The following is a 25,334-nucleotide window of genomic DNA, read 5'->3' on the forward strand; positions in this document are numbered from 1 at the left end:
CGGAATATACCTGAATGACAAATGGATAAACTTTTTAGGTAGGCATAAAAAAGGCGCTCAACCTTTAAAAAAGAAGAGCGCCAATACACACTTAAGTTAAGTTAGAACTTAGCTCGTAACTGCACACCGAAATAGCGTGCTGCATCGCGAGGAATTTGGTAACGGAAACCATCGCCACTGTAAGTCGTGATGTAACTTTCATCGGTTAGGTTTTTACCTATGATAGAGATACGATAATCATCATCACTAAAGGAGAATGCTAAGCTAGCGTTCAGTATGGCGTAATCAGGAAGCAGGTCGACTGCAGAGGCTGTCGCTCCTGGAGCTCCGGCAAAAATTTCGTCTGTGTATACGTATGAACCATTTAAATAAATATCCATATCATCTAATTCCCAAACGTATTCGCCTGTTACCGAGTACTTTAGATCAGGTGAAAAGGGGAGGTCTGTGCCTGATATTGCATCGCAACTGGTGGTTGTGCCGTCTGGACACAAAAATTGATCAACTTCTGCTTTTACGCTGGAAAGTCCACCTGTCACTGTTAATTGATCTGTGGCTTGCCACATAAAATCGAACTCAATACCTTGAGTAATTACCGAGCCCGCATTAGTTAGACGAGTAATGGTGACACCGTCTAATAATTCAGAGTTGTTGGCTTGGAAGCCGTCTATTTCGGTACGGAATATCGCGGCATTAAAAATTAAGTTGCGACTCGCATATTTATAACCAAGCTCATAAGCATCTGATGTTTCTGAATCAATTGGCAAGGTATCATTATCAGACATGTTGTAGAACACGTTAAAGGCTGGGCCTTTATAACCTTGAGAGTAAGTGGCGTAGACCATGCTATCGTCGTTGATGTCAAATTGTGCACCCAATTTACCTGATACATTTGACTCATCTGTTGTGCCTTGGTAATCCGTGTCGAATCCACGTACACCTACACCTGTGCGTCTGTATTGATCGCTACTACTACGATTGTGAGAAAAACTCACTTCATCATCGGTGTAACGTAAACCAAACAATAATCTAAAATCATCGTTGATGTGGTATTTACCGTCTGCAAACAATGCCCAGTTATCGAACTCGGTTTGCATATAAGCGGTCGCACCTACAATATCGTTAGCGTTACAACTTAAACCTTGGTCGCTGATAAACTGTTCTATGTCTGCGTCTGTCGGATCAACCGCACCAAGTACATCTGTTAAGTATGTGCCAATTGCTGCAGGAAACTGCCCACCGTTATTCTGACAACTTGCATCTCGAGTAAAGTTACGTTCCGATTTTTGATTCCACCAGAAGAAACCTGCTTGATAGTCCAATGCTTCGCCGGTAGGTGATGCGATACGTAATTCCTGTGATACCTGATCCCACTCTTGGGGACCAATATCGTGAAGTTGAAATCCAACGCCACCGTCATTCACATTTCCAAAGTTAACTGGGAAAGGGATAGAGCCTGTTGTTGATGTGAAATCACCTTCTCTGTATTCGGTATTATTCCAACTACGGTAAGCGGTGATAGATGTGAGTTGATGATCGCCCAGTTCTTTATCTACTTGTATTGAAAACGCGGTAGTTTCGTCAATGGTACGGGTTTCGAAGTCATGGTCAATTTGCCTTTGATCAAGATCAAAATCCCCAGAGCCAGTACTATTAGGTGAAGCTTCTGAATCATGACGACCACTTGGCGTCAGTTCTAAGTCTGCACAGCAGCTGTCGTTAGAATTGACATTTTCAAAGATAAATAAGATATCTGTGTCGTCAGCCGCTTCGATATCAAGCATGGCACGTACACCTTCTTTGTCGTAGCCACTCACGGTTTGATTGTTATAAACGTTATGAATATACCCATCAAACTGCGATTTTAAAACCGTTAAACTACCACTGACGTTATCGTTTAGCGGGCCTGACACGCTAGTTTTTAAACGATATTCGTTATCTTGGAATAATGTTGCTTCGAAGCTGCCTTCAAATTCATCTGATGGGCGTTTAGTGGTGATGTTAACAACACCTGCCGAGGCATTTTTACCAAAAAGAGTGCCTTGAGGGCCACGCAATACTTCAATACGGTCAAGATCGTATAAGTCTACGAAAGCCTGACCAGAACGCCCCAGTACCACACCGTCAACAACTGTGGATACGCTAGGTTCTGCAGCCACACTAAAGGAAATGGTGCCAACACCACGAATTGTAATCGCGGAATTACGGGTAGTGTTACCTTTTCTAAAACTAACGGAAGGCACTAAGGCTTGTAAACCTTCTATATTGGCCGAAAACGCTGAGTTAATTTGTTCTTCTCTCAGGACGGAAACCGCAACGGGCACTTCATTTAAACTCTCGACACGTTTTTGTGCGGTCACTGTGATTTTTTCAAAACCTTTATCGTCTATGTCTTCTACTTCTTGTGCATTGGCTGTTAAACCAATAGTCATACAAGCAGATAATGCAAGGGCTTTGGTTATGCTGGTGTGTAAGTTACTGGGTTTAAGTTGCATGGTGTTCTCTCAAGCTTCGTTTTAGTTCTAATTGTGTAACGACACCCCAGTGAAAAGTATTTCATCTGTCTGAGGTGATGGCTTATGTGTCATTGGATTGTTATACCAACTATTATTGTTATTTTACTTTTCCATATCTTCTGTCTTATATAAGACAGAAGATATGGTGAATTTAACCTCTAAGTAAAAAATATGCAAACACTTTGTTGCTATTAGGTTAATTGTAGGTAACAAAAGGGTATTATTTGAAAAAGAATCTTAATTGATACTGGCATCACATTCTTTTACAGAAGTTTCCAAAAAGTCTAGCCACTCATTACCAAAGTTTGTGCTAAACCAAAGCCGCATATTGACTGAGGCATCTTTAAAGCTTTGCTTTTCTGCTTCAGAAGGGTGGTAAATAGTGCCACCTGCTTGTTCAAAAATTTTGTAGGAATGGCTTTCTTGAGTGGCAACTAATTCACTGGCTGCTGCTTTTTGTTTGGCGAATCCGTCGAGTACAATTTGTTGAATATCTGCTGGCAGTGTTTTCCACACGGGTTCAGAAAACCACCAAAGGGTTGCCATGTAGGAATGCCCATCAAGGATGATATACTTTAAATGTTCTTCCAGCTTAGCCCCTATAATATCCTGAATACCATTTTTACTGCCTTCAACCACACCTGTAGCGAGTGCAGTATAGAGTTCTGCCCATGATATTGGGGTGGGGTTGGCTCCTAACTGCCTAACTAACTCTTGCTGAATATCGGCTGGAGTGGTACGAATTTTTTGACCTTTTAAGTCGGCGGGACTGTGAATGGGTTTCTTGGTTGTGGCAAAGTTACGCCAGCCACCAGTATTAGATACACCAATTAATCGAATATCTAAGCCTTTGTTGAGTACAGTTTCCCGCATTTTCTGGATAATAGGGCCGTCTAATACACATTCTGCTTGAGCATCACTGGTAAACACATAGGGTAAATCCAATACTTGAGCGGGAGCGAAAAAGTTACCTGTTCCTCCTGCTGTGCTAGGAAACATTTCTAACACGCCAGATTGTAAACTTCCGATACATTCAGGTACGCTGCCGCAAAACTGTCCTGAGGCATATAACTGTACTTGTACTCGGCCGTTGCTAGTCTTTTCGACATATTCTTTGAACGCCAATAACCCTATATAATCTTCATCTTGCGTAGAAGCTTGAATCGAGGCTTTAATAGTAAACTCTGCTTGAGTCACGCTAGCGCGAAAAATCCCCACTATGCAGGCTAGAGCAATCAGCCCATAAATAACCAGTAATATTAACCGTTTTGTTGACATGTTATGCGAATCCAAAAAATTTAGGTAAGGTCATAGTGAGAGCTGGGAAGTAAGTGATCAGAAATATGACTGCCGCTTCTACCGCTAAAAATGGCAACATTTCTAAGGCGATATTTTCAGTTTTTTCACCTGACACCGATGCGGCAACAAACAACACTAGCCCCATAGGTGGCGTGGCGAGTCCAACGGTAAGGTTGACGCACATGATTACCGCAAAATGCAAAGGGTCTATGCCTAGAGTAATAAATATAGGTGCCAGTACTGGGCCTAAAATTAGAATGGCGGGCCCAGCATCTAAGAACATGCCTATGGCAAATAAGAATAAATTGATGATCAATAGCAGTAACAACACATTGTCGGTTATACCGATGATTTCTGAGGCGAGGGTATCAGCCATGCCTGATACAGTAATGATCCAAGCAAAAGTGACCGCTGAGCCCACTAATAATAAAATGGTGCCAGATTGCACTGCTGCATTGACCAATATAGTAGGCAATTTATTAAACTTTAACGTGTTGGTCACAAACAAGGTGATGATCAGCGCGTAACCAGCGGCGACTGCTGCTGCCTCTGTGGGAGTAAACACTCCTAGCACTATGCCACCCAGTAAAATAACGGGCGTTAACAAAGGTAAAAAGGAGCTTTTTAAGGCACTACCACGTTGGTGCCAAGTGGCTTTGGCATTAGCAACAGGGTAATTACGTTTTTTGGCAATACGGCTGGTCATTAACATCAAGCCAACACATATTAATATGCCTGGCACAATGCCGGCCAAAAACATCCCTGCAACAGAGACGTTCATAATAAAGGCGTACAATATCATAATGCCAGAAGGAGGAATAATGGGGCCAATCACTGACGACGCAGCAGTTACTGCCGCAGCAAAACGCCTGCTGTAACCATTTTGCTCCATAGCTGGAATAAGCATTTTCCCCAGTGCTGAGGTGTCTGCGACAGCAGAGCCAGACAAACCTGCGAATAACACAGACGATAAAATATTCACCTGGGCCAAACCGCCCCTGTAGTGGCCAATTAAAGTCTGGCTAAAGCGCACAATTGATTGGGTGATACCACCTTGGTTCATCAACTCCCCTGCTAAAATAAAAAACGGTACCGCCATCAACGGAAAAGAGTTCATGCCTGAATACAGTCTGTTTAACAGGGCCGAGAAAAACACCTCTTTACCATCTAAAATCAGACTGACACCAGGGCCAATTAACAGTGCAAAAATGACAGGAGCACCGGCGGTTAACAATAAAATAAAGACCCAGAAGTAACTTAATGACATTTTAGAGTACGTCCTGCTGTGTGGCGAAACAATGATCTAAAGGCAAACATAATTGTTCGATAAGCTTTTCTAAGCCAACCAAACAAATTGAGCCAAAAGCAAATGGGGCGCAGCTATAAAAATAAGCCAATTTAATGGGTACAGAAGAAGCATTAATGCTCAGTCCTGATTGCCAAAATTCTAAGCTTTGGAGAAAAAATATGCCGCAAATTACTATCACTAATAAGGTGATCAGTATTTCGGTAATTCTGCGTAAAACATCGGGTAGTGCATCAGCAAACATTTGGATAGAGACATTTAGATAGGCCCGATAGGCCCAAGGTGCCACCAAGCAGGCTACCCAGACCATAGAAAATTTTGCCAGTTCTTCGGTCCATGCCAATGAATCGTTCAACACATATCGAAAAAACACCTGCGCTAATATCATGGCTAACATAAGTGCAAGTAATCCACCGGCCAAATTCTTAGCTACATTCGCCACAACATAATTGAGTTTACCCAAAGGAGTATTGACGGCGAATAAAGCTTGCTGCAGCTTAATCATTGTGACTTCGCATCTGTGATGGGCCAGTAATGACTTATTTGTTGGCCGATTTGGGGCTGCGTTAATTGTTCGGTATGCAATATATCTGGGCCAATGGGAATTTGTTGGCCCTTTGGAACAAACACGGCCATTTCATCAAGATCTAATGTCAACTTGTGGACCCTGCCACCACTGAATACTTGTTGTTTAGGGAATGCCAGCCACTCGCCTTGAGGTAAGTAAAACTCCACTTCGCCACCGGGTTGTGTGCAAGGTACCACTAATAAATTCTCACCAAACATAAATTGTATTTCAAACCCTCTGGCTATCCTGTCATCGGGAAAGGCTAACGCCATTGCGCGCATCACTGGCATACCGGTTTGATTGGCTTGCTGCATAGTGTGTTGAATATAAGGAATAAGCTGATAACGTAGTTTTAATGCTTGATTTACGGCTTTTTCAGCATCCGCCCCATAACTCCAAGGTTCACGTTGACCTATGCCGTGTAAGCGCATATGCGCTGAAAACACCGCCGTTTGTGACCAACGAACAAATAACTCTGCGTCGCGGGTATCTTTGTAAAAACCGCCAACGTCAGTCGCAAAATAAGGTGCCCCAGACATACCCCAAGACAACGCCCCGCGGATGCTACCAATCAATCCACCCCAATCTGCTTGAGGATCGCCACCCCATTGGCTTGGATAACGTTGTGAACCCGTCCAGGCACTGCGGCTAAATAAAAACGGTCCGGTTTGGCAATATTTCTCTGCAGCTTGATACACGCAGCGGTTATACAATAGGCTGTAGACATTGTGTAATCGATGCCCAGAGTCTCCGTTGTGGGCTAACATATTGTCATCTTCTAGTTGCTCACCAAAATCAGCTTTGATCATATCAACGCCAAGGTCGAACAGAGGTTTATGTGACTCAAGCCAAAAATCAAACGCATCGGGGTGGGTGAAATCCACTATTCCAGACTCAGGTAAGGGGGTCAGTACTTCAGCAAACGCACTCATATCCCATTGGTAACGATAAGCTTCGCCAGTACGTTTGTCTGTGAGTAACCAGCCTTTTTTTGCCATCTCTGCAAACAAGGGGTTTTGTACTGAGACTAAAGGGTATTCCCAGATACAGACTTTAAAGTCCATGGCTTTTAAATCAGCAATGACTTTATTTGGCGGAAAGTCAGCAAATCGCTTGGGATCCCACTCAAAGGCAAATCGGGTATCGGTATCTTGCCATGCGCGCCCATCTATGGTGATCACATCACAAGGCATATTATGTTCACGCACAGCTTTAGCCGTTGCCATTAATTCGGGTACATCTTTGTAATAGGCTTTAGATAAAATCACCCCCAAACTCCAAACGGGTGGAATCGGTGCTTTACCTGTTAGTTCGGTATAATGATGGATAATTTCCCCACCATTTTGACCTTTTAGAATAAAAATATCTAAGGCATCGTCTTCAATCAATAAACCATAAGCTCGCTGAGACCATGGCGCATAACCTACAGCGTGGGTCACTGGTGCCGGGGTGTGTACAAATACCCCCCAACCTTGTGGGCTCCAAGCAAAAGGGGTGTTTTTGTAAGATATTTCAGCATTGACCCCTAGGGCATCATGATTATAGGAACGAATAAACTGACCTCGTTTATTCAAACTTGACCATTTTTCACCTAAACCATATACCGCTTCTTCAGCGCCTAAATCTAGACTAAACAACCAGCCTTGATCTGTTTTGGCTAAAGGTGGCACACGAAACTGACGTACAAAATGTCCATCATTTGGGGTTTGTTGCACACTTTTACCGTCGTGAAATAGTGCAAAAGAAAACGGATTATGCTGAATAATCAGTTCGTAGTTATCTGATATAACAGAAGTGCTGTGTTCAGAGTGTGTCACTTGACAAGAGTGTGTTGCTGGCTCTTGTTGTAACATTTCATAGTTAGCACTAGAGGTACCTGCAATTCTTAGGCGTAACCCAGATGTATGGAAACTCACTTGTAATTGGCCAGCTGAAGTTGGCAACAAAACGCTGCCATTTTCGGTTATAGAAGCGGCACCTGTTACTTCTACTTGTGTGACCAAGTTCCAATCGGGAGCAGTGAGATTAAGTTTTTGAGATAATGATGGAGTGAGCACAGACAAAGGTAACCTCGAGCAATTTGAGTAAACTATATTTTATTCATCTTAAACTCATTACTTAAAAACAAAGCATAAATGAATAAAGTGCGTGTCGTTAATCTTATATAAGACATAAGTTATAGCAATGTTAAATTTTTGTCAATCAATGAGAGTATTCCATCGCTTTAACTGTTTTAGCATGTCCCATCTATAGCAACCATAAGGTATTTGGCATAACTAGAGTTAATCAGCTAAGGCATGGTTGATTTTTGTTAAACACTTAGGTTGATGTTTTTTAGAATAATTTTTATTTATTATCTTGTATCAGAGCATAGGTTGATAATACTCTAGAAGTACTATTAACTTGCTGTTCACATCTATGAATAAAAATCGTTTTGATAATAAACTCAGTCGTCCAGGTTTAGCGTTTCAGCCCCTGTATAAACAAGTTGAAGAACACGTGACGCAATTGATTGTTGAACAACGTTGGAAGCCTGGGGAAATGCTGCCAAATGAATTTCAATTGGCAAACGAGTTAAATGTAAGTCAAGGCACAGTGCGTAAGGCCCTAAACAGTTTAACCGACGCTAAAATTCTAAATCGCAAGCAAGGTATTGGCACGTTTGTCTCCGAGCATACTGGGCATCATAGTTTATATCGCTTCTTTCCATTAATCGCCGATGGCAAAACCCCAGAGTTACCTAAAGCTGAACTTTTATCGGTAGAGACTCGTGTGGCAACTAAGGAGGTTGCTCAAGCCTTAGAATTAGCCGCCAACGCTAAAGTGATAGTGTTGACTAGAAGGCGGATTTTGAATAACGAGTTTTGTATTGCCGAAACGATATTTTTACCACACAAATACTTCTCAAGATTAGAGAAACAACCTGAAGTCCCCCATACCCTATACCATTTTTATCAAACTCAATTTAACCTCACAGTGCGAGACACCCGTGACAGTATTAAAGCTGTACTTGCCACAAAGCAAGATGTACAGATGTTGGGGATTATGGAAGGTGAACCTTTACTTGAAGTCACAAGAGTTACACACTCTTTAGATAACAAAGCCATTGAGTTTAGACAGAGTCGCTGCCGTACTGACAAATATCATTATTTAGTGGAACTGGGTTAGATAATAAAGTCATACTCATTTCGGGATGCCTAAATTAATTTGGGCACACCCTTAATTATCGGTAAAACAAACAGCGATCGTGTTTTTCTTGCAGTGTTTGCTGTTCATTTTTAAGTGGTGTAGATACTTTATCGGGCTAAAGCTAGGATCATAGGCTTATTATCCCTTGAGGAATTTACAATACTGCCTAAACATTAACCTAACACTTTTCTATTTTATATTCAGAGTAACCGCCACCTAAACAAATCGTTGAGCCGCATCTACTCACTATCAAATTGTAAGCTTAAAGTTTACATCTCTACCTAAGGTATGTATCGCCATACAAAAGTATAAAGCAGCGCCTTATTTTCTCGATAAATTATAGATATGCTTGATAATCACACTCAAGATATTGATATATATGAATAAAATTTACAAGAAATACTCATTTCGTTTACCTGTTGTCCCATCCAATGTTAGCCTTAAATTGCTATTTTATGTGTTGTTAACAGTATTTATCGCAGCATGTGGAGGCGGTGGAGGGGAGGACAGTGGTGTGACAATTACGCCAGCCGTTCCAGCTTCACTGACCTTAGTTGTAGATGACCAAGATATCAGTATCGAAGAAAATGCCCCTGCAATTATTCTGGTTAATGTTAACTACACAGGTTCCAAGACCCTTGTTGCCACATTGAGTGATGTAAATATTGATGGCTTAAGCGTCAGCCAATCGCAAGAAGTAAATAATTTTGAGATTACGCTTTTGGCAAGTGATTTAACTGGTTCGTTTGAGGAAACAGGTGAATTAACTATCACTGTGAGCGACGGAACAGTATCAGATACTACAACAGTAGCCATTAGATCGAGCAACACATCGTATTTACAGCTGGTTGAACAAACCAGCCTAGAAATCGAAGCCCTTGAGTCATTTGATGTGAGTGATGAGTTCACTAAAGTCACCCTCTATGCTGCTGACAAAGCCTACCTTTATGGCCTTATGACTTATGATGAAAAAGTCGCTTGGCTAGAAGATATGGGGTTACTTTTAGCAGATATTCAATCTACGGCAACCATTGAAGCACAAGAAATATTAGTAGGGATCCTTGAGCAGCAAACCGAACTATCCGAATCCGACGCCATCAGTCTAAGTAATCAAGCAATGGATAGCTTAGCTGCAGCAGGCGCAAAATTTGACTCCTTATCCACTGCGATAGATTCTCTTTCTATTCCAAACTTTACTTCGTTAGCGTCCTTTAAAATCACTCAATATCAAGGTCAATATTCTTTGTTTTATGGCAATGATGCATACGGAGTTGAAACGAATAATGAATGGACCTTTGCAGAAAAGTGGGCGTTATTAGAAAGACTATTGTCCTTCGCTCCTCAGTCATGCCCCGTAAATAATGTATAAGGAAATTGTGATGAAAACTATTTTATTGGCGTTAATGCTCTCTTTGTCCTTCGTTACTTACGCAAGCAACCTTGCTTCAAATACTCACATTGAAAACGATGTTATTATAGGCACGCCTAAGTCAAAACCTAAGACCTATAATGATTACCACTCACTAACACTAGAACAGCTACCTAAGCAACAGGTTAAAGAGCCCTATAGTATCTACCCAAGTAGCCGCTCTGATTATGTGCCAAACGACACTTACTACAATGAGCAAGTTCATTGGCTTGCACCTACCACTCAATACCTCAGCTACAATAATATACTGCCAAGCGTGCAAAGGTTGTCGCCGATGCGCAGGCCTGTTGTTGGCATAATTGATAGTGGATTTTATGCACACCCCGACCTGATTTATGCAGATGGTTACGACATGGTGACATTGGGAGACGCCCAACGCGGTGAAAATTATCTTATGCGTGAAAGTGACGATGAAGAACATTTTTGCAATGTACATGGAACGGGAGTCGCAGCAGTAGCTGTTGCTACCCGTGACAATAATCTGGGCTTTGCGGGGATTGCAGATGGTGATTTTCTTGCAACACGTTCAATGGATTGTGGTTTTGGTTATCTAAGTGATTCTTCTGACGCACTACTGTGGCAGATTGGTAAACCAGTAGAGGATATTCGACCCGCTACTGTTACAGCTGATGTAGTGAATATGAGTTTAGGTGGCACAGTGGACCATTGCCCTGATTTTATGCAAAACGCTATCACCGAAGCGGTTAATTCAGGAGTGCCTGTCATTGCGGCAATAGGCAATAATGAGATGGATGCATCAGAGTTTACCCCTGCAAATTGTAATGGAGTGATAAACGTTGCAGCTGCTTCTCGAGAAGGTGAGCTGTTTAGCTCCAGTAATTTTGGCACCCTCATTGACATTGCTGCACTGGGTGACTTTGTGGCCTCTGCTACTGAAGATCCAGATGGTGTAGGTTGGTGGGAAGAGTCGAGTTTTTCAGCCCCCATAGTGACAGGTGTTCTTGCAAACGCTGTATCTGAATTTGGCTTATTAAGTAACGCAGAAATAAAATTCTTTCTCGCTGTCACTGCAACACCTTTTGCAGCAGGGCAATGTGATGACAGTAATAGATGTGGCCCCGGTATTATGGATGCTAACGCCTTCCATAGTTCACTGCGAGAATATAAAAATGGCGATCTAGTAACCTTGAAGCCAGCGTTATCAAATACTGAATTTTGCGATAAAGATCTCTATGCAACCGATGACAATGAACTTGCCATGCTATGTGAAACATATGAACTCGTCATGCCAGTACATCAAAGTAATCGCTCAGATATTCGTTTTGAAGTAATGGTTTTTGTTAAAGACGACACTATGCAATATGCCAATGGTCAAGTGGTGGCTACATCCACTTCAAGTCGTATGTTAATGAGTGCTTTGGATATGAGTAGCAATGATTATGGCGTCAGAATGTGTAATACAGAACGTTGCTTCGGCGATACTGCAATTAAAATTAATTCAAGCTCGACAGCGTTACCCGCAAAATGCAATCAATAACACAGTAGTAAAACAGTCCATTTTTAGTTACTTAAAAATGGGTTGTTTTTTAAGCTTTGTTATTTAAAAGATCATCGCTACTGAAGGCATAAACAAACCTGACTTTTAAATCAATAGTCACATTCACTCAGAGTTTAACTCGTAATAGTGGATAGATTGAAAGTAGGGTTTCGCCTAGTAAGTTGTTCCGGAATCAAACATAGGAGCGTAAATGGAAGTCTCAATTGAAACAGAAATAGCAACTTCAATTGAGGGGGAAAGAGGGGGGAATGCTTGGGTCACACCCGACGATATTACATCTTGGAACTTTGCCACTGATGAGTGGTGCTGCCCAGAGGCAAAAATTAACCTAGTAGCCAGCGGTCAGTTCAATTATCGAATGGAAGCCAAAGACGGCTCAATAGGATTCGATTTTGAAGGTGAATTTACGTCGATAGAGCGACACAAGTTAATTCATTACAAGTTGCAAGATGACCGCAAAGTTAAAATAACATTTATAGAAACCGAAGGCACAACAAAGGTTATTGAAACCTTTGAGGCTGAAGACGAATTTTCGGCCGAGCAACAGCGGTTAGGTTGGTTAGGTATATTAAGTCATTTTAAACAGCATGTAGAAAGCAAGCATCATTAACACACAGCCAAAGGAGTCTAGTTAGTTAAGTAAAACATTCCCCTTACAAGGGTGGGGAATACTTGATACTTTTCATAGAATAAAAAGCATAGTTATTTTTACATGCATCACAACATCTTGAAGGCACTCTCTTTTTAAATAACGCTACTGAATATTTTTGTTTATCCATACTGAGCAGGATTAGGTCAGGTTAAACAAGCCTTTGGGCTAAACCTGTTTTAATAGGCTTGTTTAACAGTGACATGCTAAAAAGCAAACATTCTAATGCTGTTTATCAAGGTTAAATATTAATCGAGATTGGCGCTTTCCATTTAAGGTTGCACCTATAAAGGTTGAGCGCACAAACCCGTCATAAACTAGAATTGAGATGAGTATTGTTATGGCAACTATGCACACAAGTTTAATTAACCAATACATAGCCAGTTCTGCGAAGGCTATTTGCAACCCTATTACTAAAGGTAAATGAATAAGGTAAAGCCAGTAAGACGAGTCGGCAAGGTAACGAATATACTTATTAGGAGCGGTGAATACCCGCTTGCATAACCCTATAGATATTGACACGAGCAACCACATCATCAAAGCGTAGCTCAGCATATAGCCAGCTTTAAATAACATAAAGTTAGGATGGCTCAGTTGCATTTCAAACGCAGACAGTTTAAGTGTCACCAGTATTGAGATTACGCAGAGTATAAACTTGAGCCAAGTTAACTCAGAAAAACCTGCCATTAAGGATGATTGGCGCTGCAGTAACCAGCCAAACAGGAAGAAACCAGCATACAATAATGCAACAGGAATAAGTGGTACTAGCGATTTATCAGGAGTATCTATGCCCCAATGTTGCATAAACCAAAGACAGGCTGCTGTAGGTAAACAAAGCACCACAATCGAAAATTGCGAGTGGCAGAACCAAGTTATCGCTTTATCAGCTAGTTGTGTCATTCGGGTTTTAAGTGATGGAAGTAATCCTAATAAAAGCCGAATCAAAAGTACGCCGGCGCAGATTAACAATAGGTAATATAAAAACCATAGATGTGTACCAATCAGCAACCCACTTGGTAAGTCGCTTAAACTAGTTATAGCGGCAGAAAATGCGCTCTTAAATTCGACTTCACCACGCATACTCTGGGTACCCATGGTCCAACATAATACCAAAAGCGGACGCAATAAAAACCAGCCAATAACCAAGGGAATGCCAATTCTAACTAAGCGTGATTTAAGAAAACCATGGGCGCCTTGTTGATGAAAGGTCATGTGGCTAAAAAATCCGGCAATGAGAAAAAACAATGCCATTCTAAAAGAGTGACTAACCAACATAAAAATAGGTACGGCCTCATTGGTGGAAATGTCCATCACTGCCCATCCTATGAAAATAGGCATAAATGAGATGCTGGCATGAAAGACAATCCCCAGCAGCAAGGCAATCGCCCGAGCAGCATCAAGGTAATCAAGCCTAACATTATTGTGTGTTTGCATATTTACGCTCCAGCTTTTAAAGGAGTGAGTGAACTAGGGCTTGCCTATACAAGCCCACTTTTTATGTTGTTGTGGATCAATAAAAGCTGACTTCGTCTACTGCAAAGTCGAAGTTGGCTTTTTGTAGGTCGAAGGCTACGATGCTGACACCATTAATTGTTTTAGTGTTAAGCGACGTTTGCTCAGACCAAGCCCGCTTCATTGAATCAAAAGGTATTTTTACCTCATGAAACTTACCATCTGCTGCCACTGGCACTTGCGCTGTGTGGTAATCAAAATTGGTCACTTCAATGCTATTGGCAGAAATTGAAATATTACCGGCGTTGACCTTAACCAAGAGTCGAATACCAGCAAACTCGCTGGCATCCATAGGTTGGCCTTGTGGATCTAAAAGTAGAACAGAGCTCGCCCAACCTGGCTGCCCACGGGCGGGAGCAATTTTACCTTTCAGGTGCATTACACCGTCAGCCACATTCAGTTCAGTTGTGGTATTTCCGCCTGATACTGTGTCATTAAAAAACTGGCGTGGGATGCCATAGGTGTTATTGCTTGGGTCGTCAAAATTGTCAATCATAGCGTTTGAACTAGTGCTGCTTGCTTCTGGCATAGCGGGTGCCGCTATGCTTAAGCCAGAGAAGGCAAGAAGTGAGGCTATGGCAAAATAGCTTGGTAGCTTAGATATTTTTTTAAATTGAGTATTCATTTGTCTCTTCCTAATTAAATAGTTGTGGGTAATCCACGAGTTGTTTTACATTGAACACCTTAATGCAGTGTCTACCATTAAGTGCCTAGCCGAGATGAATAGGTGACAGCAAAATTGCAGATATTTTAGAAAAAACAAAAAATTTAAATTTTCTAAAAAAAGTTGTCACCTTTACGTAAAAACAGGGCACTTATTAGTTTGCCGCTTAAAAATTGAAAGCTATCGATATGTTTAATAAGAGAAAAAAAAAGGTTAACTGTGACGACACGTTTTTGGTGATGGCCTCGTTGGGAGGCGATCGCGATGCATTTTGCGAAATTGTCAGTCGCTACCAGAATTTACTGTGTTCATTGGCTTATTCGTCAGTGGGCGACATCAAACACAGTGAAGACATCGCTCAGGAAGTGTTTGTTGAAGCATGGAAGAAACTCGATTCGTTACTCGCCCCAGAAAAATTAAAATCTTGGTTATGCGGCATATTGCGCTTTAAGTTAAGTCATCATCGTCGAAAAGAAGAAAAGCAACCTTTAAAAGACGCAGATGAAATAGAAAATGCCGACTTCCAAGCGAAGGATAGCGAAATGGACAATGCTGCTATCCGTGAGCAAGAACAAGCACTCCTTTGGAAAGCCTTAGATAAGATGGATGACATCTATCGTGAGCCGCTTATTTTATTTTATCGAGAGCAGAATTCTGTTGAACATGTCGCCCTAGAGTTAGACCTATCTGAAGATACCATCAAACAACGGCTGTCTAGAGGTCGTAAGTTACTGCAAAAGTCGATGATCAAATATGTGGAAGATGCATTGGTGAAAAGTAAACCTGGCGCAGGGTTTACCGCTGCTGTGTTGTTAGCGATTAGTGGCATTGCTCCCCCAGTCAAAGCGGCGGCCTTAGGGGCCGGAGCTGTTAAAACAGGTTCTTTATTTAATTTGGCCAGTGTGTTGACTTTGTTGGTGGCGTTTTCGGGTGTAATAAGTTCATTTTTTGGTCTCAAAGCGGTACTTGTGCAATCGCGAACTCAACGAGAGCGGCAACAAGCCATAAAAATAGTGGTGCTATTTATGTTGTTTGCTGTGGTTTTTGTGATTGGCATGATGATTTTGAAAACCTTGGCGTTGAGTTATTATGACTATGCCAGTGCTTTCACAATTGCTGCACAACTGCTGGCACTGACCTTTGTCGCCAGCTATTTAGCCTTAGTCGATTATATGTTTAAGGCGATGCGTAAGCTTAGATTTCAAGAGCGTTTGCTGTATCCCGAAGCTTTTCTTGGGCAAGCTGATCAAAAAAATGCCAAACAGCGGGAATTTAAAAGTCAATTCATGTTATTTGGTATTCCTTTATTTCACTTTCAATTTAGTAAGCCTGAAATGGGCGATAAACCCGCATTTGGGTGGATTGCAGGTGGTAACGTTGCTTATGGACTGATATTTGCGTGGGGCGGAGTGGCTGTCGCACCTGTTAGTGTGGGGATTATTTCTTTTGGAGTCATAAGCATTGGTGGCTTAGGTTTTGGGCTAGTAGGCATAGGTGTCGTTGCAATTGGTGTGATTGGTTTTGGGGCGTCAGCCATAGCCTACAAAGCGTACGCTTCACTGTCAGCCCTAGGTTGGGAAAGTGCCTTAAGCGGCGGTTTTGCCACAGCAAAAGAGGCCGCAATAGGCGCCATTGCTCAAGGTGTGCAAGTAAACAACGAAGCTGCTGCTCAAATCACTAATTTGACTGGGTTGAACCAAAACTATCTATGGATTTTAGCCGTTATCGCTGCACTCGTTATCATTCCTGCTGTATGGCATTCACATAAAGTGCGTCAGCGAATGAAATAACAAAGAGGTGCCACTCTATTTTAATTATAAAAATTCTACTTGCGTGAATGAATGCGGCTTGATATTTTGACCACAATGAAACTCGTACTTATTTTTACACTTATCACAAAATCTTGGTGGCACTCTCTTTTTTAAGAGCGGTGTTGAATACTTTTGTTCATAGATCGCCGGATGGCAGCTTATGAATAAAGTATGAATGTCTCCGGTAATATTTTTAGGAGATACCCAATGGAAAACGTTAGCACACTTCAATTAGAGCCCTTAGCCAATTTAAATCAGACGATTGAAAGTAAGGAAAAGATCCTCACTGGTGATCGAGCTACAGGTTCCTTGCATCTAGGGCATTTTGTTGGTTCGCTACAACAACGTGTGAAACTACAGCATCAATATGCGCAAACTATCTTAGTTGCGGATATGCAGGGTTTGACTGATAACGGTCATAATCCGCAAAAAGTATCTGCAAACATTCTCAATGTTGTGGCCGATTATCTAGCTGTAGGTATTGATCCGCTAAAAACCACTATCTGTTTACAGTCTGCCATTCCTGCGCTGGCAGAGCTGACTATGTATTATGCCAATTTGGTGTCTATTGCCCGTTTAGAGCGAAACCCAACGGTTAAAAATGAGATTAAAAGTAAAGCGTTTGGACGTTCAATTCCTGCAGGTTTTTTAACTTACCCCATTAGTCAGGCTGCAGACATTACCGCTTTTAAAGCGACCTTAGTGCCTGTAGGCGAGGATCAATTGCCTATGTTGGAGCAGACTAATGAAATTGTCAGAAGGTTAAACCACATCGCCCAGCAAGATATTTTAATTGAGTGTAAGCCATTATTAAGCAAGGTTTCTCGTTTACCTAGCGTTGATGGTAAAAGCAAAATGTCAAAATCTATGGGCAATACTATTATGTTAAGTGCAACTGAAAAAGAGATCAGCAAAGCCACTAAAGCCATGTATACCGATCCGAATCATCTACGTGTAAGCGATAAAGGGCAAATAGAAGGCAACGTTGTATTTACCTATTTAGACGCGTTCCACCCAGATCAGGAATATGTAGCTAACCTAAAAGGGCAATATACAGCGGGAGGGCTAGGTGACGGCAGCATTAAGAAAATCCTAGAAGAGTGTTTGCAGGATTTATTAAAACCCATCCGTCAACGAAGGGATGAGTTCATATCCGATCCTTCGCAGTTAATTACTATATTGAAAGAAGGAACTGAGCGTTCCCAAGATGAATCAAATGATGTCTTATATCAGGTGAAAAAAGCCTTTGGTTTAAATCTGTTTTAAACCAAAGGCTCAGCAATATTATTCAAGAAGTTCAAAGGTTAACCCAGCATGACTTTCTAATCGTGCGATGAGTTTAGAACCAAAGATACTGGCGGGTGTCCAGAATCCGCCGGGTACGTTTTCTTTACTGATATCTTGAGCTAAACACGCAGCGGCTTGTGCTAACATTTTGGCGGTAGAGCCATAACCTGGGTCTTGATCGCCTGTGACTTTAACGCGAATTTCTTGACCACTATCGGTTTTGCCGTAAAAACGTAAATCGTAAAAGCCTTTTTCTTGGGCATTTTGGCTTGGTCCTTCACCGGGTTTAGGTAATAGAAACTTTTCCATTGCCCAGCGGGTAGGGGGTAGAACTGCCGCCATGGCAAAGCCACCTAATCCTGCACCTACACTTGCTGCCATACCGCCGCCAATTAAGCCTTTTCCGGTTAGCATGGCTTCGTTGTAATCAAAATGAGGACTATAACCACCTTCTATTAGGGCATTGCTTCTATGTACTATACGAGTGTTGATGACAGCCATTACAAAAGGCGCGACCCAGCTATTGAAGTCGTGGTCATATTGAGGGCGGTTCATGTTGTTTTGGCGCACTTTATTGCCATGGTTGGGCGGACAAATCGCGTAAGGGTTAGCTAACAGTTTGCGCAGCGCAGGGTTAATTGCTACCTCTTTAAATATATTGGTCATGCTAGCCACTGTGCCCCCAGACGCTGCACCTTTCATTTTTTTGACGCGCATTTTGATACTGCTACAGGCTTCGCCAAATTTTTGTTTGGCATGTTGCTGTAAAAAATATACCCCTAAATCAGAAGGCAAAGAGTCAAAACCACAACTATTCACAATACGCGCACCGCTGACTTTAGCTTGCTGTTCGTACTTTTCTAACATTTTGGCTATCCACTGTACTTCGCCGGTTAAATCGCAATAATCAGTGCCTAACGCCACACAGGTTTTCACTAATGACTCACCATAAAGTGCATAGGGTCCCACTGTTGAAATAACCACACGAGTCGCACCACATAACAAACGCAAGCTAGCTTCATCGGCTGCATCGGCGACCAAAATATCTAGGGGTTCGCCTGCAATACCTAAAGAGTGTTTTAGTTCCGTTAATTTGTTTTGGGAACGCCCTGCAATCGCCCATTTTAATTCGCCATCTACAGCGAATTGCTTGAGCATATAGCGCGTTAATATTTGTCCAACAAAACTGGTGGCGCCAAAAATCACAATATCAAACTTAGGGGGAGTATTTTCCATAGTGGCTTTACCTCTGAACTAATCATTTGGGTTTATTTCACAGCATTCAAAATCGTGATGCCGTATCAAGAGCTTAAGTATTAATCTAACAGAATAAATTCACTTTAGGGCGAAACAAAATGAGCGATGTACATAATGTCACCGAAATTTGGATTGAAAAATCCAATGTGGCCAATACCAAAATTTTTGAAAAAAACATAGATAGCACACAATTAGCGGCCGATGAGGTGTTGCTTAAAATCGATACTTTGGGGTTTTCAGCGAATAATGTGACCTATTCGGTTTTTGGCGACAAAATGGGCTATTGGGGTTTTTTCCCGGCGGATGACACTTGGGGCATAGTCCCTATGTGGGGGTTTGCCACTGTTCTTGTGTCAAACCATGCTGATGTGAAAGTAGGCGAAAAAGTATTTGGGTATTTACCTATGGCAAGTCATTTAGTGATCACTGCAGGTAAAATATCACCTACTCACTTTTTTGATGTCAGTGAAAAGCGTAAAAGTATCTCACCTGTGTATGATAACTATGTGCGCTGTGCCACTGACCCTGGTTATCAAGCAGATCGCGAAGCATGGCAGTTGAATTACCGCCCATTATTTATGACGTCTTTTGTATTAGATGATTTTGTTGGTGAAGGATTAGTGGCTGCGGAACAACCCATAAAACAAGTTATATTAACCAGTGCCTCTAGTAAAACGGCTTATGGTGCAGCGCACCTGTTAAAGAAACACAAAGCCGAACGGGGTTTAGACTACCAAGTGGTTGGCCTCACTTCTGCAGGCAATAAAACCTTTACTCAAGACTTAGACTGTTATGACCAAGTACTCAGTTATGACGAGATAGCCCAACTTGGTAACGCTACTAGCAGTTGGGTGTTGGATTTCGCAGGCAACAAAAGTTTACTGCTGAATTTACAAAAACAGTTTGCTGACAAGCTCGACAAGTTAGTTCTTATTGGATCAACAGATGTGGATGCTCAGCAAGATAAACCTGATGGGCATTTAGACAGTGAGTTTTTCTTCGCGCCTAGCCAAGTGAAAAAACGTACCGCTGAATGGGGGCATGCTGGTTTTGCTGAGCGTTATGCAACAGCTTGGCAAAGTTTTGCGGTACACATGAATAACAAGGTGTCTGTGGCTGAATATTCTGGCGTCAAAGCGATAGAGGCGCTTTATCATACGGGCCTTGAGAATAAGTTAAATAACTTGGAAATTAATGTACTGAAGTTTTAAGTCGAATAAGCGGACTATGCCAAAGTCGGCAATGTCCGCTGTTAATCATTTTATTAAGTTCGTGGAATTCTGACACTGTCAGCCACAATTTCGTAAACCACACCTGGTTTCAGTATTTCTGTATCACTTTTTAGGTCAGCTTTAAAATGGGCTGCTTGTTCTGGGCTGAGATCTTTTTGTATTAACTCACCTGCAAGGATAACGGTTTTGCCACTGCTGTCTGTAGGGATAAAAAAACCATAATCGCGGAATGAAACTCGTAATACATGTTCGTCTTGTTGCGCGATAAAAAAGCAGCCTTTCTTTTGGCATACTTTGGCAATTCTGGCTTCTACTTGAAATGTTTTAGTGAGGTGGGCAGGAGAGTCTGTAGCTAGGTCTGCCATACTCAATTGGGGCAATGATGTGTCGAGCATAACCCCAAAGGTTTCGGTTTCACTATCCTGGGAGACAGGTTCTGATAACCTGACTACTTTTGCGCTGATGCTTAATGTAAAAATAAGGCCAATTACAATACCCAAAGTGCGTTTCATTTATTTCTCCTTGATGCGTTTTACGAATAATAAAAGTCATACCACTTTAAGCTACAAAAGTGGATGGCGCCAGTTAGCGTATTCTGATTATGTTAAAAGTGACATTTACGGCCTTACACACTATTACTGGCAAGTTCTTGCCCCAGTAAAATTGATCTAGTGGGTTTTATATAAAGTACACGTTTCGCTAAGCCCCTTAGTTACTTGAGTTGATTTGTTTTTTTAATTTGATAAATACTGGCGTGTTAGTTGCTTCGTGAGTGTTAAATTTTTTAGGCGGTTATTATTATGGAAATTACTAACAGTTCTTTATCCTTATTTAATTATATCGGCGACAATAGCAGCCAGGCTGATGCTGTGCTCGAAAAATTGGCTCAAGGTGGCAGCAGGAGTGCGGATGTTGGAGGTGGACTAGACGTGCTTGAAAGTGGCTTAAGCCGAGGCGAATTTGAAGAAACCCTACAGTTATTGGAAAAAGGTGAAATCGACATTGATCTTAATCTTGTCGAAAACTACCTGCAGTTCAACCAGCAAAAATTAAACCGAGAAATTGCCCAATTGGCAGAGAGTTTTGAACTTGGATCTGAAGTTATGGTGAGCATACAAAATGGCGAATTGTTGGTTGAAGGAGAGTCTGATAACACCAAAGCCTTGCAGCAATATCTTGATAAAGACAGTCGGCTTAACACGCTAGTGCAACAAACCGCAAAATTATCACAGTTTGTGGAGTGGGGCTTAGCAAAGGAGCAAGCTGCGGTATACCAATCTGAGGATATGCCTGAAGATCAACTGATAGACTTTCTAAAAGATGCCCGATTGGTGGTGACGCAAGACAATGAGTTTTATATGTCTGACAAAGGCTCTGCTTTTTATTCTCAAGGCCACACCCAGTTCTTAATCGATAAAATTGCGCAGGAAACGGAATAAAACAGTTAAAAAGTGTCAATTCTATGCTTGGCTTATTGAGTTGTTTGAAAAGGTAACTGACAACAAATAATTATAATTGGAGTTTTTCAGTATACAACCTGAAATTGTCCAAGAACAAGGTGCGACCAATCTTGACTGTTGCCCATCAGTTATTTAGCTTCATTTGTATTGGTTATGGTGTTTTGCAAGTTCACATACGAAGCGGGAATGCTGATTCTTGATTATTTTCTCACTCAGACCGATTTCAATATTTTATGCTTGTGTGTTTCTTACTGAGTCTTTTAGCAAAAGGCCAAGCATGCTTAGCATAAGCAAGGCGAATATTCTTGGCTCACTAACTTGTACAGGTAAGTTTATTTGGGCAAGTGTAGAATAGCGTGTTCTTTGATCCATAGTAATGGTTTCACCTGCCTGTAACGTGATCCCTAGTATATATCCCATTCGGCTTGCTCCAAAGGCATTACCATTGCTTGTACTAGAATAGCCTGTCATGTTTAAGTGACCTGTACTAGAAACATTGGTTTCTCTTTCAATCGACACCATTGAACCTACGTCAGTATTATCTTCATTTAAAATATAGGGTTCGATATCAGCATACTGAATGTCTAAAATATGTGAAGACTCAAAGAACAAGTCTAAGAATGCATAACTTTCAGTAAAGGCATTTACGCCACTTGCGATTGAAAATATATTCATTTCAAAGATGCCTTGTATGGCAAACGTTATAGCGTTTTGATTATCATTGGTGATCCTGAAAGAACTGGTGTCTACTACATTGCTACTAGCTGAAGTCTGATAAACGTCAGAAGTTAAAGAAGCAAGAGCTGAAGCTTCGCCGTTTACCACGCGTTCGTTAGTGTCACCGGCTTCCCGCTCCCTATACATACTGTGGTTGCTGCTTGTTATCCCACCTTCGCTGCCTAAGTTTCGAGTGGCACTGCTTGTTTGATAAAAAATAGAAGGGTTGGCCGCATTAAAACCTGCATCGGTTGTAAGAGAGTCTTCAAAGGGTATCGCGTCGGGGGCGTTTAATACACTCTGTCCTTGGTTACTAAAAATAGCCCCTGTGAATTGAGAGTCTAACAATGCTGGTAACGCCCCTCCGCCAGCTACAACAAAGGTGTTGCTCACATCAGCACCACTGAATGCGCTGACAGGAATTGCAGTAGCAAAATTACACCATGCAAGACTTATAAAGGTAGCAGCGCATATTAGATTTTTCATGAGGAATCCTTTTTCATTTTCAGTTAACTTAAGGTAAGTATTGAACTGAATAAATACATGAGTAAGAACACCTATTTTTGGTCGTTTTAGTACCTAATTTTAATTTAATCGACTCTTTGAATAAGTGGGTAGAACTGATGAAATGCATGCTTTGAATCTGGAGTTGACAATTAAGTTAAAATATCAAACAACACTTCAATACAGTTGTAGGCATCGAACAGATGCTGAAATAATCCAAACAATACTATTTACCTAGCCACCCATAATAAAATTCTGACTCTAACCCAAATATTCAATTTCGATTTTCAGCATACAAATGGCTTGGATAGTAGCCTCAGTTAAAGGCTTGTTTGATTGCATCAATTGGGTGTGATAGGTTTTGAATGTAATTTGGAGCAACAAGGACAGTTATGAAAAGTTTTATCGGGCTGATTTTTATATTGTTTTCTAACATATTACCTGCCTCAGAAATCAATGTAGAAAATTGGTTACTGTGGCATCAATCCGAAACACATTTACCCTTTGCTTCGTCATTGACTATTTATCCTCCCGTAAACCTTTACGCTGAAAACGGAAAATTAAGGGGCTTTATCGCTACCCCTTATGAATTTGCTGGCGAGAATGATCTACTCATCTCCGAATTCCTCATTATTGTGATAGACAGTGCAGGGCGCTCTCACTTTTTGAAACCCAGATTAGAGTCTGTAGGTTTTGTGGAGGAGCATGGTATTGGTTTGTCGTCACTTTATTCAGAATCTTTTAAAAAAGGTGAGGTGATTATTCAGCTATACAAAGCAAATACTCCAGAAAACAGAAAAATGCTGGAGGATTTTGCAAATCAAAACGCAGAACGAAAAAGTGCTATTGTAAAAACCTTAACTGCTATGGCTATTCCATTACCTAAGCGGAACGAAATATGGGACATCAAAGCGCATACTACAGATGGCAAAGACATCGATGACATCATAGTTGGGTCTGATTGGACTATATTTCAACTTTATAGCCCGTATTGTGGCTTTTGCAGAAACGCTATCCCAGCTATTAATACCTTGGAACGGAAGGATAACATGAGTGTTATTGGTATAGCTGGACCTCTAAATAACGTTGAGTTTAGTGAGCACATTAACAAAAATAATATTCACTACCCTTTCATCACATTTGAAGGAGAGCATACTGAATCTGCTCTTTTAAAAGCGGTGGGTCAGCTAGGGTTTCCTAGTTACCTTGTAGTCAATAATCAGAAAAAAGTGACAGAAATATTGGTTGGTACTGCTGCGCTTGATAATTGGCTTAACGATTTAGAACGCAACTAGAATGAGTCCTAGTTACAATTCTTCCTTGAAATTCGGCTGTGTTTTCTTTTTTTAGGGCGAGAAGGCGGAGATTGAATTAACAATCGGTTGTTGTCTTTCACCTCCCAAAACCGAAAAGACGTTTTTTACACGGCGAATAGTTATTTTTGGATCACACCTTTACCCTTGTATTCGCCTGAGGTAGCTTATGCGTTAGTCTTTACTGTTATAGCCTTTTTTTCTTGCAATCAATTAAACCTTATCCAGTTGTTAATATTTCTTACTCTAACGAGCAAGGTGCAATACCAGAACATATTGAGTGTGACGACCTAGTCGTAATCGAAGAGCCATTAGAAATATGGTTGTCAGGTTATTCGTCTTCCCATTCAAAAGTCTCACCAGAATTACTGTTTACGACTATGCGTACCCCTGGCGACGATTTAAATTTGGTGAGAGGCTGGTTATATTCCAGTGGCGCTTTGCCAGACTTCAACAAACTAAGGTCAATTACTCATACAGGCACCGGGCGCTTAAAATCCCAATCGACAAACCGCGTGCAGGTAAATTTGGCCCCTGGGGCAAGGATTGATCTGGCAGCATATCAACGAGTGGAAGTCATGAATTCGGCGTGTGGTGTGTGTGGCCAACAGAGTATCGACAATATATTAGACAAATTACCTCAAACCCCAATTACCAATGGGCACATACCTTTATTGCCGATAAGTGCGATTCAGTCACTAACGCAGCAATTAAGAAGCAAGCAGCGGTTGTTTCAGCAAACAGGGGGGAGTCATGGTGTGGCGTTGTTTAACCAAAATATTCAAATAGTCGATGTACGAGAGGATGTGGGTAGACACAATGCGTTCGACAAATTAATAGGGGCCAATTTATCAAAACTAACGGCAGAAAATCAGCAGGGAGAGGCAATATTAGGTGTGGTATTAAGCTCAAGAGCCAGTTTTGAACTGGTTCAAAAGGCGGCAATGGTGAATATTCGCTATATTGTTGCTTTAGGGGCTCCCTCTAGTTTAGCCATCGATTTAGCGAAAGATTGTGATATTTGTTTGCTGGGTTTTGTAAAAACGACTGACGGGCAAAGCAAGTTTAATGTTTATTCAAGCCCCCAAATGTTGACCTGAAT

General features: G+C 41.4%; 20 protein-coding genes. 10 read left to right on the forward strand and 10 right to left on the reverse strand.

From position 1 onward, the window contains the following. Positions 1 to 101: 101 nt before the first annotated feature. The 5 genes from AAC000_RS14975 to AAC000_RS14995 form a co-directional block, all read right to left on the reverse strand. On the reverse strand, positions 102 to 2,495 hold the full coding sequence (locus AAC000_RS14975) for a TonB-dependent receptor (protein ID WP_339723664.1): 2,394 nt from the start codon (positions 2,493 to 2,495) through the stop codon (positions 102 to 104). A 258-nt stretch (positions 2,496 to 2,753) separates the two neighbouring features. After that, positions 2,754 to 3,794: a TRAP transporter substrate-binding protein DctP gene (gene dctP / locus AAC000_RS14980; protein ID WP_339723665.1), complete on the reverse strand. Its 1,041-nt coding sequence runs from the start codon at positions 3,792 to 3,794 to the stop codon at positions 2,754 to 2,756. Between the two features lies 1 nt (position 3,795). Further along, positions 3,796 to 5,082 (reverse strand): TRAP transporter large permease, encoded by a 1,287-nt coding sequence (locus tag AAC000_RS14985; RefSeq protein ID WP_339723667.1) that lies wholly within the window; start codon positions 5,080 to 5,082, stop codon positions 3,796 to 3,798. 1 nt (position 5,083) lies between these two features. Further along, entirely contained in the window at positions 5,084 to 5,626 is a 543-nt protein-coding gene (locus AAC000_RS14990) for a TRAP transporter small permease (RefSeq protein WP_339723669.1), read from the reverse strand. After that, complete coding sequence (locus tag AAC000_RS14995) at positions 5,623 to 7,752, reverse strand: alpha-xylosidase (RefSeq protein ID WP_339723671.1); 2,130 nt, start codon at positions 7,750 to 7,752, stop codon at positions 5,623 to 5,625. The genes AAC000_RS14990 and AAC000_RS14995 overlap by 4 nt, the downstream gene beginning before the upstream one ends. A gap of 355 nt (positions 7,753 to 8,107) precedes the next feature. On the opposite strand from AAC000_RS14995, the gene AAC000_RS15000 reads away from it, so the two are divergent. From AAC000_RS15000 to AAC000_RS15015, 4 genes are all read left to right on the forward strand, one after another. Further along, positions 8,108 to 8,857: a GntR family transcriptional regulator gene (locus AAC000_RS15000; RefSeq protein ID WP_339723673.1), complete on the forward strand. Its 750-nt coding sequence runs from the start codon at positions 8,108 to 8,110 to the stop codon at positions 8,855 to 8,857. Between the two features lie 400 nt (positions 8,858 to 9,257). Further along, positions 9,258 to 10,247, forward strand: a complete 990-nt coding sequence (locus AAC000_RS15005; RefSeq protein WP_339723675.1) for a hypothetical protein — start codon at positions 9,258 to 9,260, stop codon at positions 10,245 to 10,247. A gap of 10 nt (positions 10,248 to 10,257) precedes the next feature. Continuing rightward, on the forward strand, positions 10,258 to 11,805 hold the full coding sequence (locus AAC000_RS15010) for a S8 family serine peptidase (RefSeq protein ID WP_339723677.1): 1,548 nt from the start codon (positions 10,258 to 10,260) through the stop codon (positions 11,803 to 11,805). Positions 11,806 to 12,016: 211 nt separating this feature from the next. Beyond that, positions 12,017 to 12,436 carry an SRPBCC domain-containing protein gene (locus AAC000_RS15015; RefSeq protein ID WP_339723679.1) on the forward strand — a complete coding sequence of 140 codons (420 nt, stop codon included), beginning with the start codon at positions 12,017 to 12,019 and terminating at the stop codon, positions 12,434 to 12,436. 261 nt (positions 12,437 to 12,697) lie between these two features. On the opposite strand, the gene AAC000_RS15020 is transcribed toward AAC000_RS15015, so the two are convergent. Further along, the gene (locus tag AAC000_RS15020) at positions 12,698 to 13,909 is read right to left on the reverse strand and encodes an acyltransferase family protein (protein WP_339723683.1); all 1,212 of its coding nucleotides are present in this window, start codon (positions 13,907 to 13,909) and stop codon (positions 12,698 to 12,700) included. Positions 13,910 to 13,985: 76 nt separating this feature from the next. Then, positions 13,986 to 14,612 (reverse strand): CIA30 family protein, encoded by a 627-nt coding sequence (locus AAC000_RS15025; protein WP_339723685.1) that lies wholly within the window; start codon positions 14,610 to 14,612, stop codon positions 13,986 to 13,988. 227 nt (positions 14,613 to 14,839) lie between these two features. Here AAC000_RS15025 and AAC000_RS15030 point away from each other — a divergent pair, with 227 nt between their 5' ends. Then, positions 14,840 to 16,441: a sigma-70 family RNA polymerase sigma factor gene (locus AAC000_RS15030; protein ID WP_339723687.1), complete on the forward strand. Its 1,602-nt coding sequence runs from the start codon at positions 14,840 to 14,842 to the stop codon at positions 16,439 to 16,441. 228 nt (positions 16,442 to 16,669) lie between these two features. Beyond that, positions 16,670 to 17,728, forward strand: a complete 1,059-nt coding sequence (gene trpS, locus AAC000_RS15035; protein WP_339723689.1) for a tryptophan--tRNA ligase — start codon at positions 16,670 to 16,672, stop codon at positions 17,726 to 17,728. Between the two features lie 18 nt (positions 17,729 to 17,746). On the opposite strand, the gene AAC000_RS15040 is transcribed toward trpS, so the two are convergent. Further along, positions 17,747 to 18,985, reverse strand: coding sequence for a saccharopine dehydrogenase NADP-binding domain-containing protein (locus AAC000_RS15040; RefSeq protein ID WP_339723690.1), 1,239 nt, complete (start codon positions 18,983 to 18,985; stop codon positions 17,747 to 17,749). A 119-nt stretch (positions 18,986 to 19,104) separates the two neighbouring features. Between AAC000_RS15040 and AAC000_RS15045 the strand changes: the two genes are divergently transcribed. Continuing rightward, positions 19,105 to 20,217, forward strand: a complete 1,113-nt coding sequence (locus AAC000_RS15045; RefSeq protein WP_339723692.1) for a DUF2855 family protein — start codon at positions 19,105 to 19,107, stop codon at positions 20,215 to 20,217. A 53-nt stretch (positions 20,218 to 20,270) separates the two neighbouring features. Here the strand turns inward: AAC000_RS15045 and AAC000_RS15050 are convergent, their stop codons facing one another. Further along, positions 20,271 to 20,750, reverse strand: a complete 480-nt coding sequence (locus tag AAC000_RS15050) for a DUF4920 domain-containing protein (RefSeq protein WP_339723694.1) — start codon at positions 20,748 to 20,750, stop codon at positions 20,271 to 20,273. Positions 20,751 to 21,038: 288 nt separating this feature from the next. Between AAC000_RS15050 and AAC000_RS15055 the strand changes: the two genes are divergently transcribed. After that, positions 21,039 to 21,677 (forward strand): hypothetical protein, encoded by a 639-nt coding sequence (locus tag AAC000_RS15055; protein WP_339723696.1) that lies wholly within the window; start codon positions 21,039 to 21,041, stop codon positions 21,675 to 21,677. Between the two features lie 252 nt (positions 21,678 to 21,929). Here the strand turns inward: AAC000_RS15055 and AAC000_RS15060 are convergent, their stop codons facing one another. Continuing rightward, the gene (locus tag AAC000_RS15060; RefSeq protein ID WP_339723698.1) at positions 21,930 to 22,901 is read right to left on the reverse strand and encodes a hypothetical protein; all 972 of its coding nucleotides are present in this window, start codon (positions 22,899 to 22,901) and stop codon (positions 21,930 to 21,932) included. 410 nt (positions 22,902 to 23,311) lie between these two features. On the opposite strand from AAC000_RS15060, the gene AAC000_RS15065 reads away from it, so the two are divergent. Further along, positions 23,312 to 24,214, forward strand: coding sequence for a redoxin (locus tag AAC000_RS15065; RefSeq protein WP_339723700.1), 903 nt, complete (start codon positions 23,312 to 23,314; stop codon positions 24,212 to 24,214). A 221-nt stretch (positions 24,215 to 24,435) separates the two neighbouring features. Continuing rightward, entirely contained in the window at positions 24,436 to 25,332 is an 897-nt protein-coding gene (locus AAC000_RS15070) for a formate dehydrogenase accessory sulfurtransferase FdhD (RefSeq protein ID WP_339723702.1), read from the forward strand. Positions 25,333 to 25,334 lie beyond the last annotated feature (2 nt).

This window comes from uncultured Paraglaciecola sp., from assembly GCF_963977085.1.
Taxonomy (GTDB): Bacteria; Pseudomonadota; Gammaproteobacteria; order Enterobacterales; family Alteromonadaceae; genus Paraglaciecola.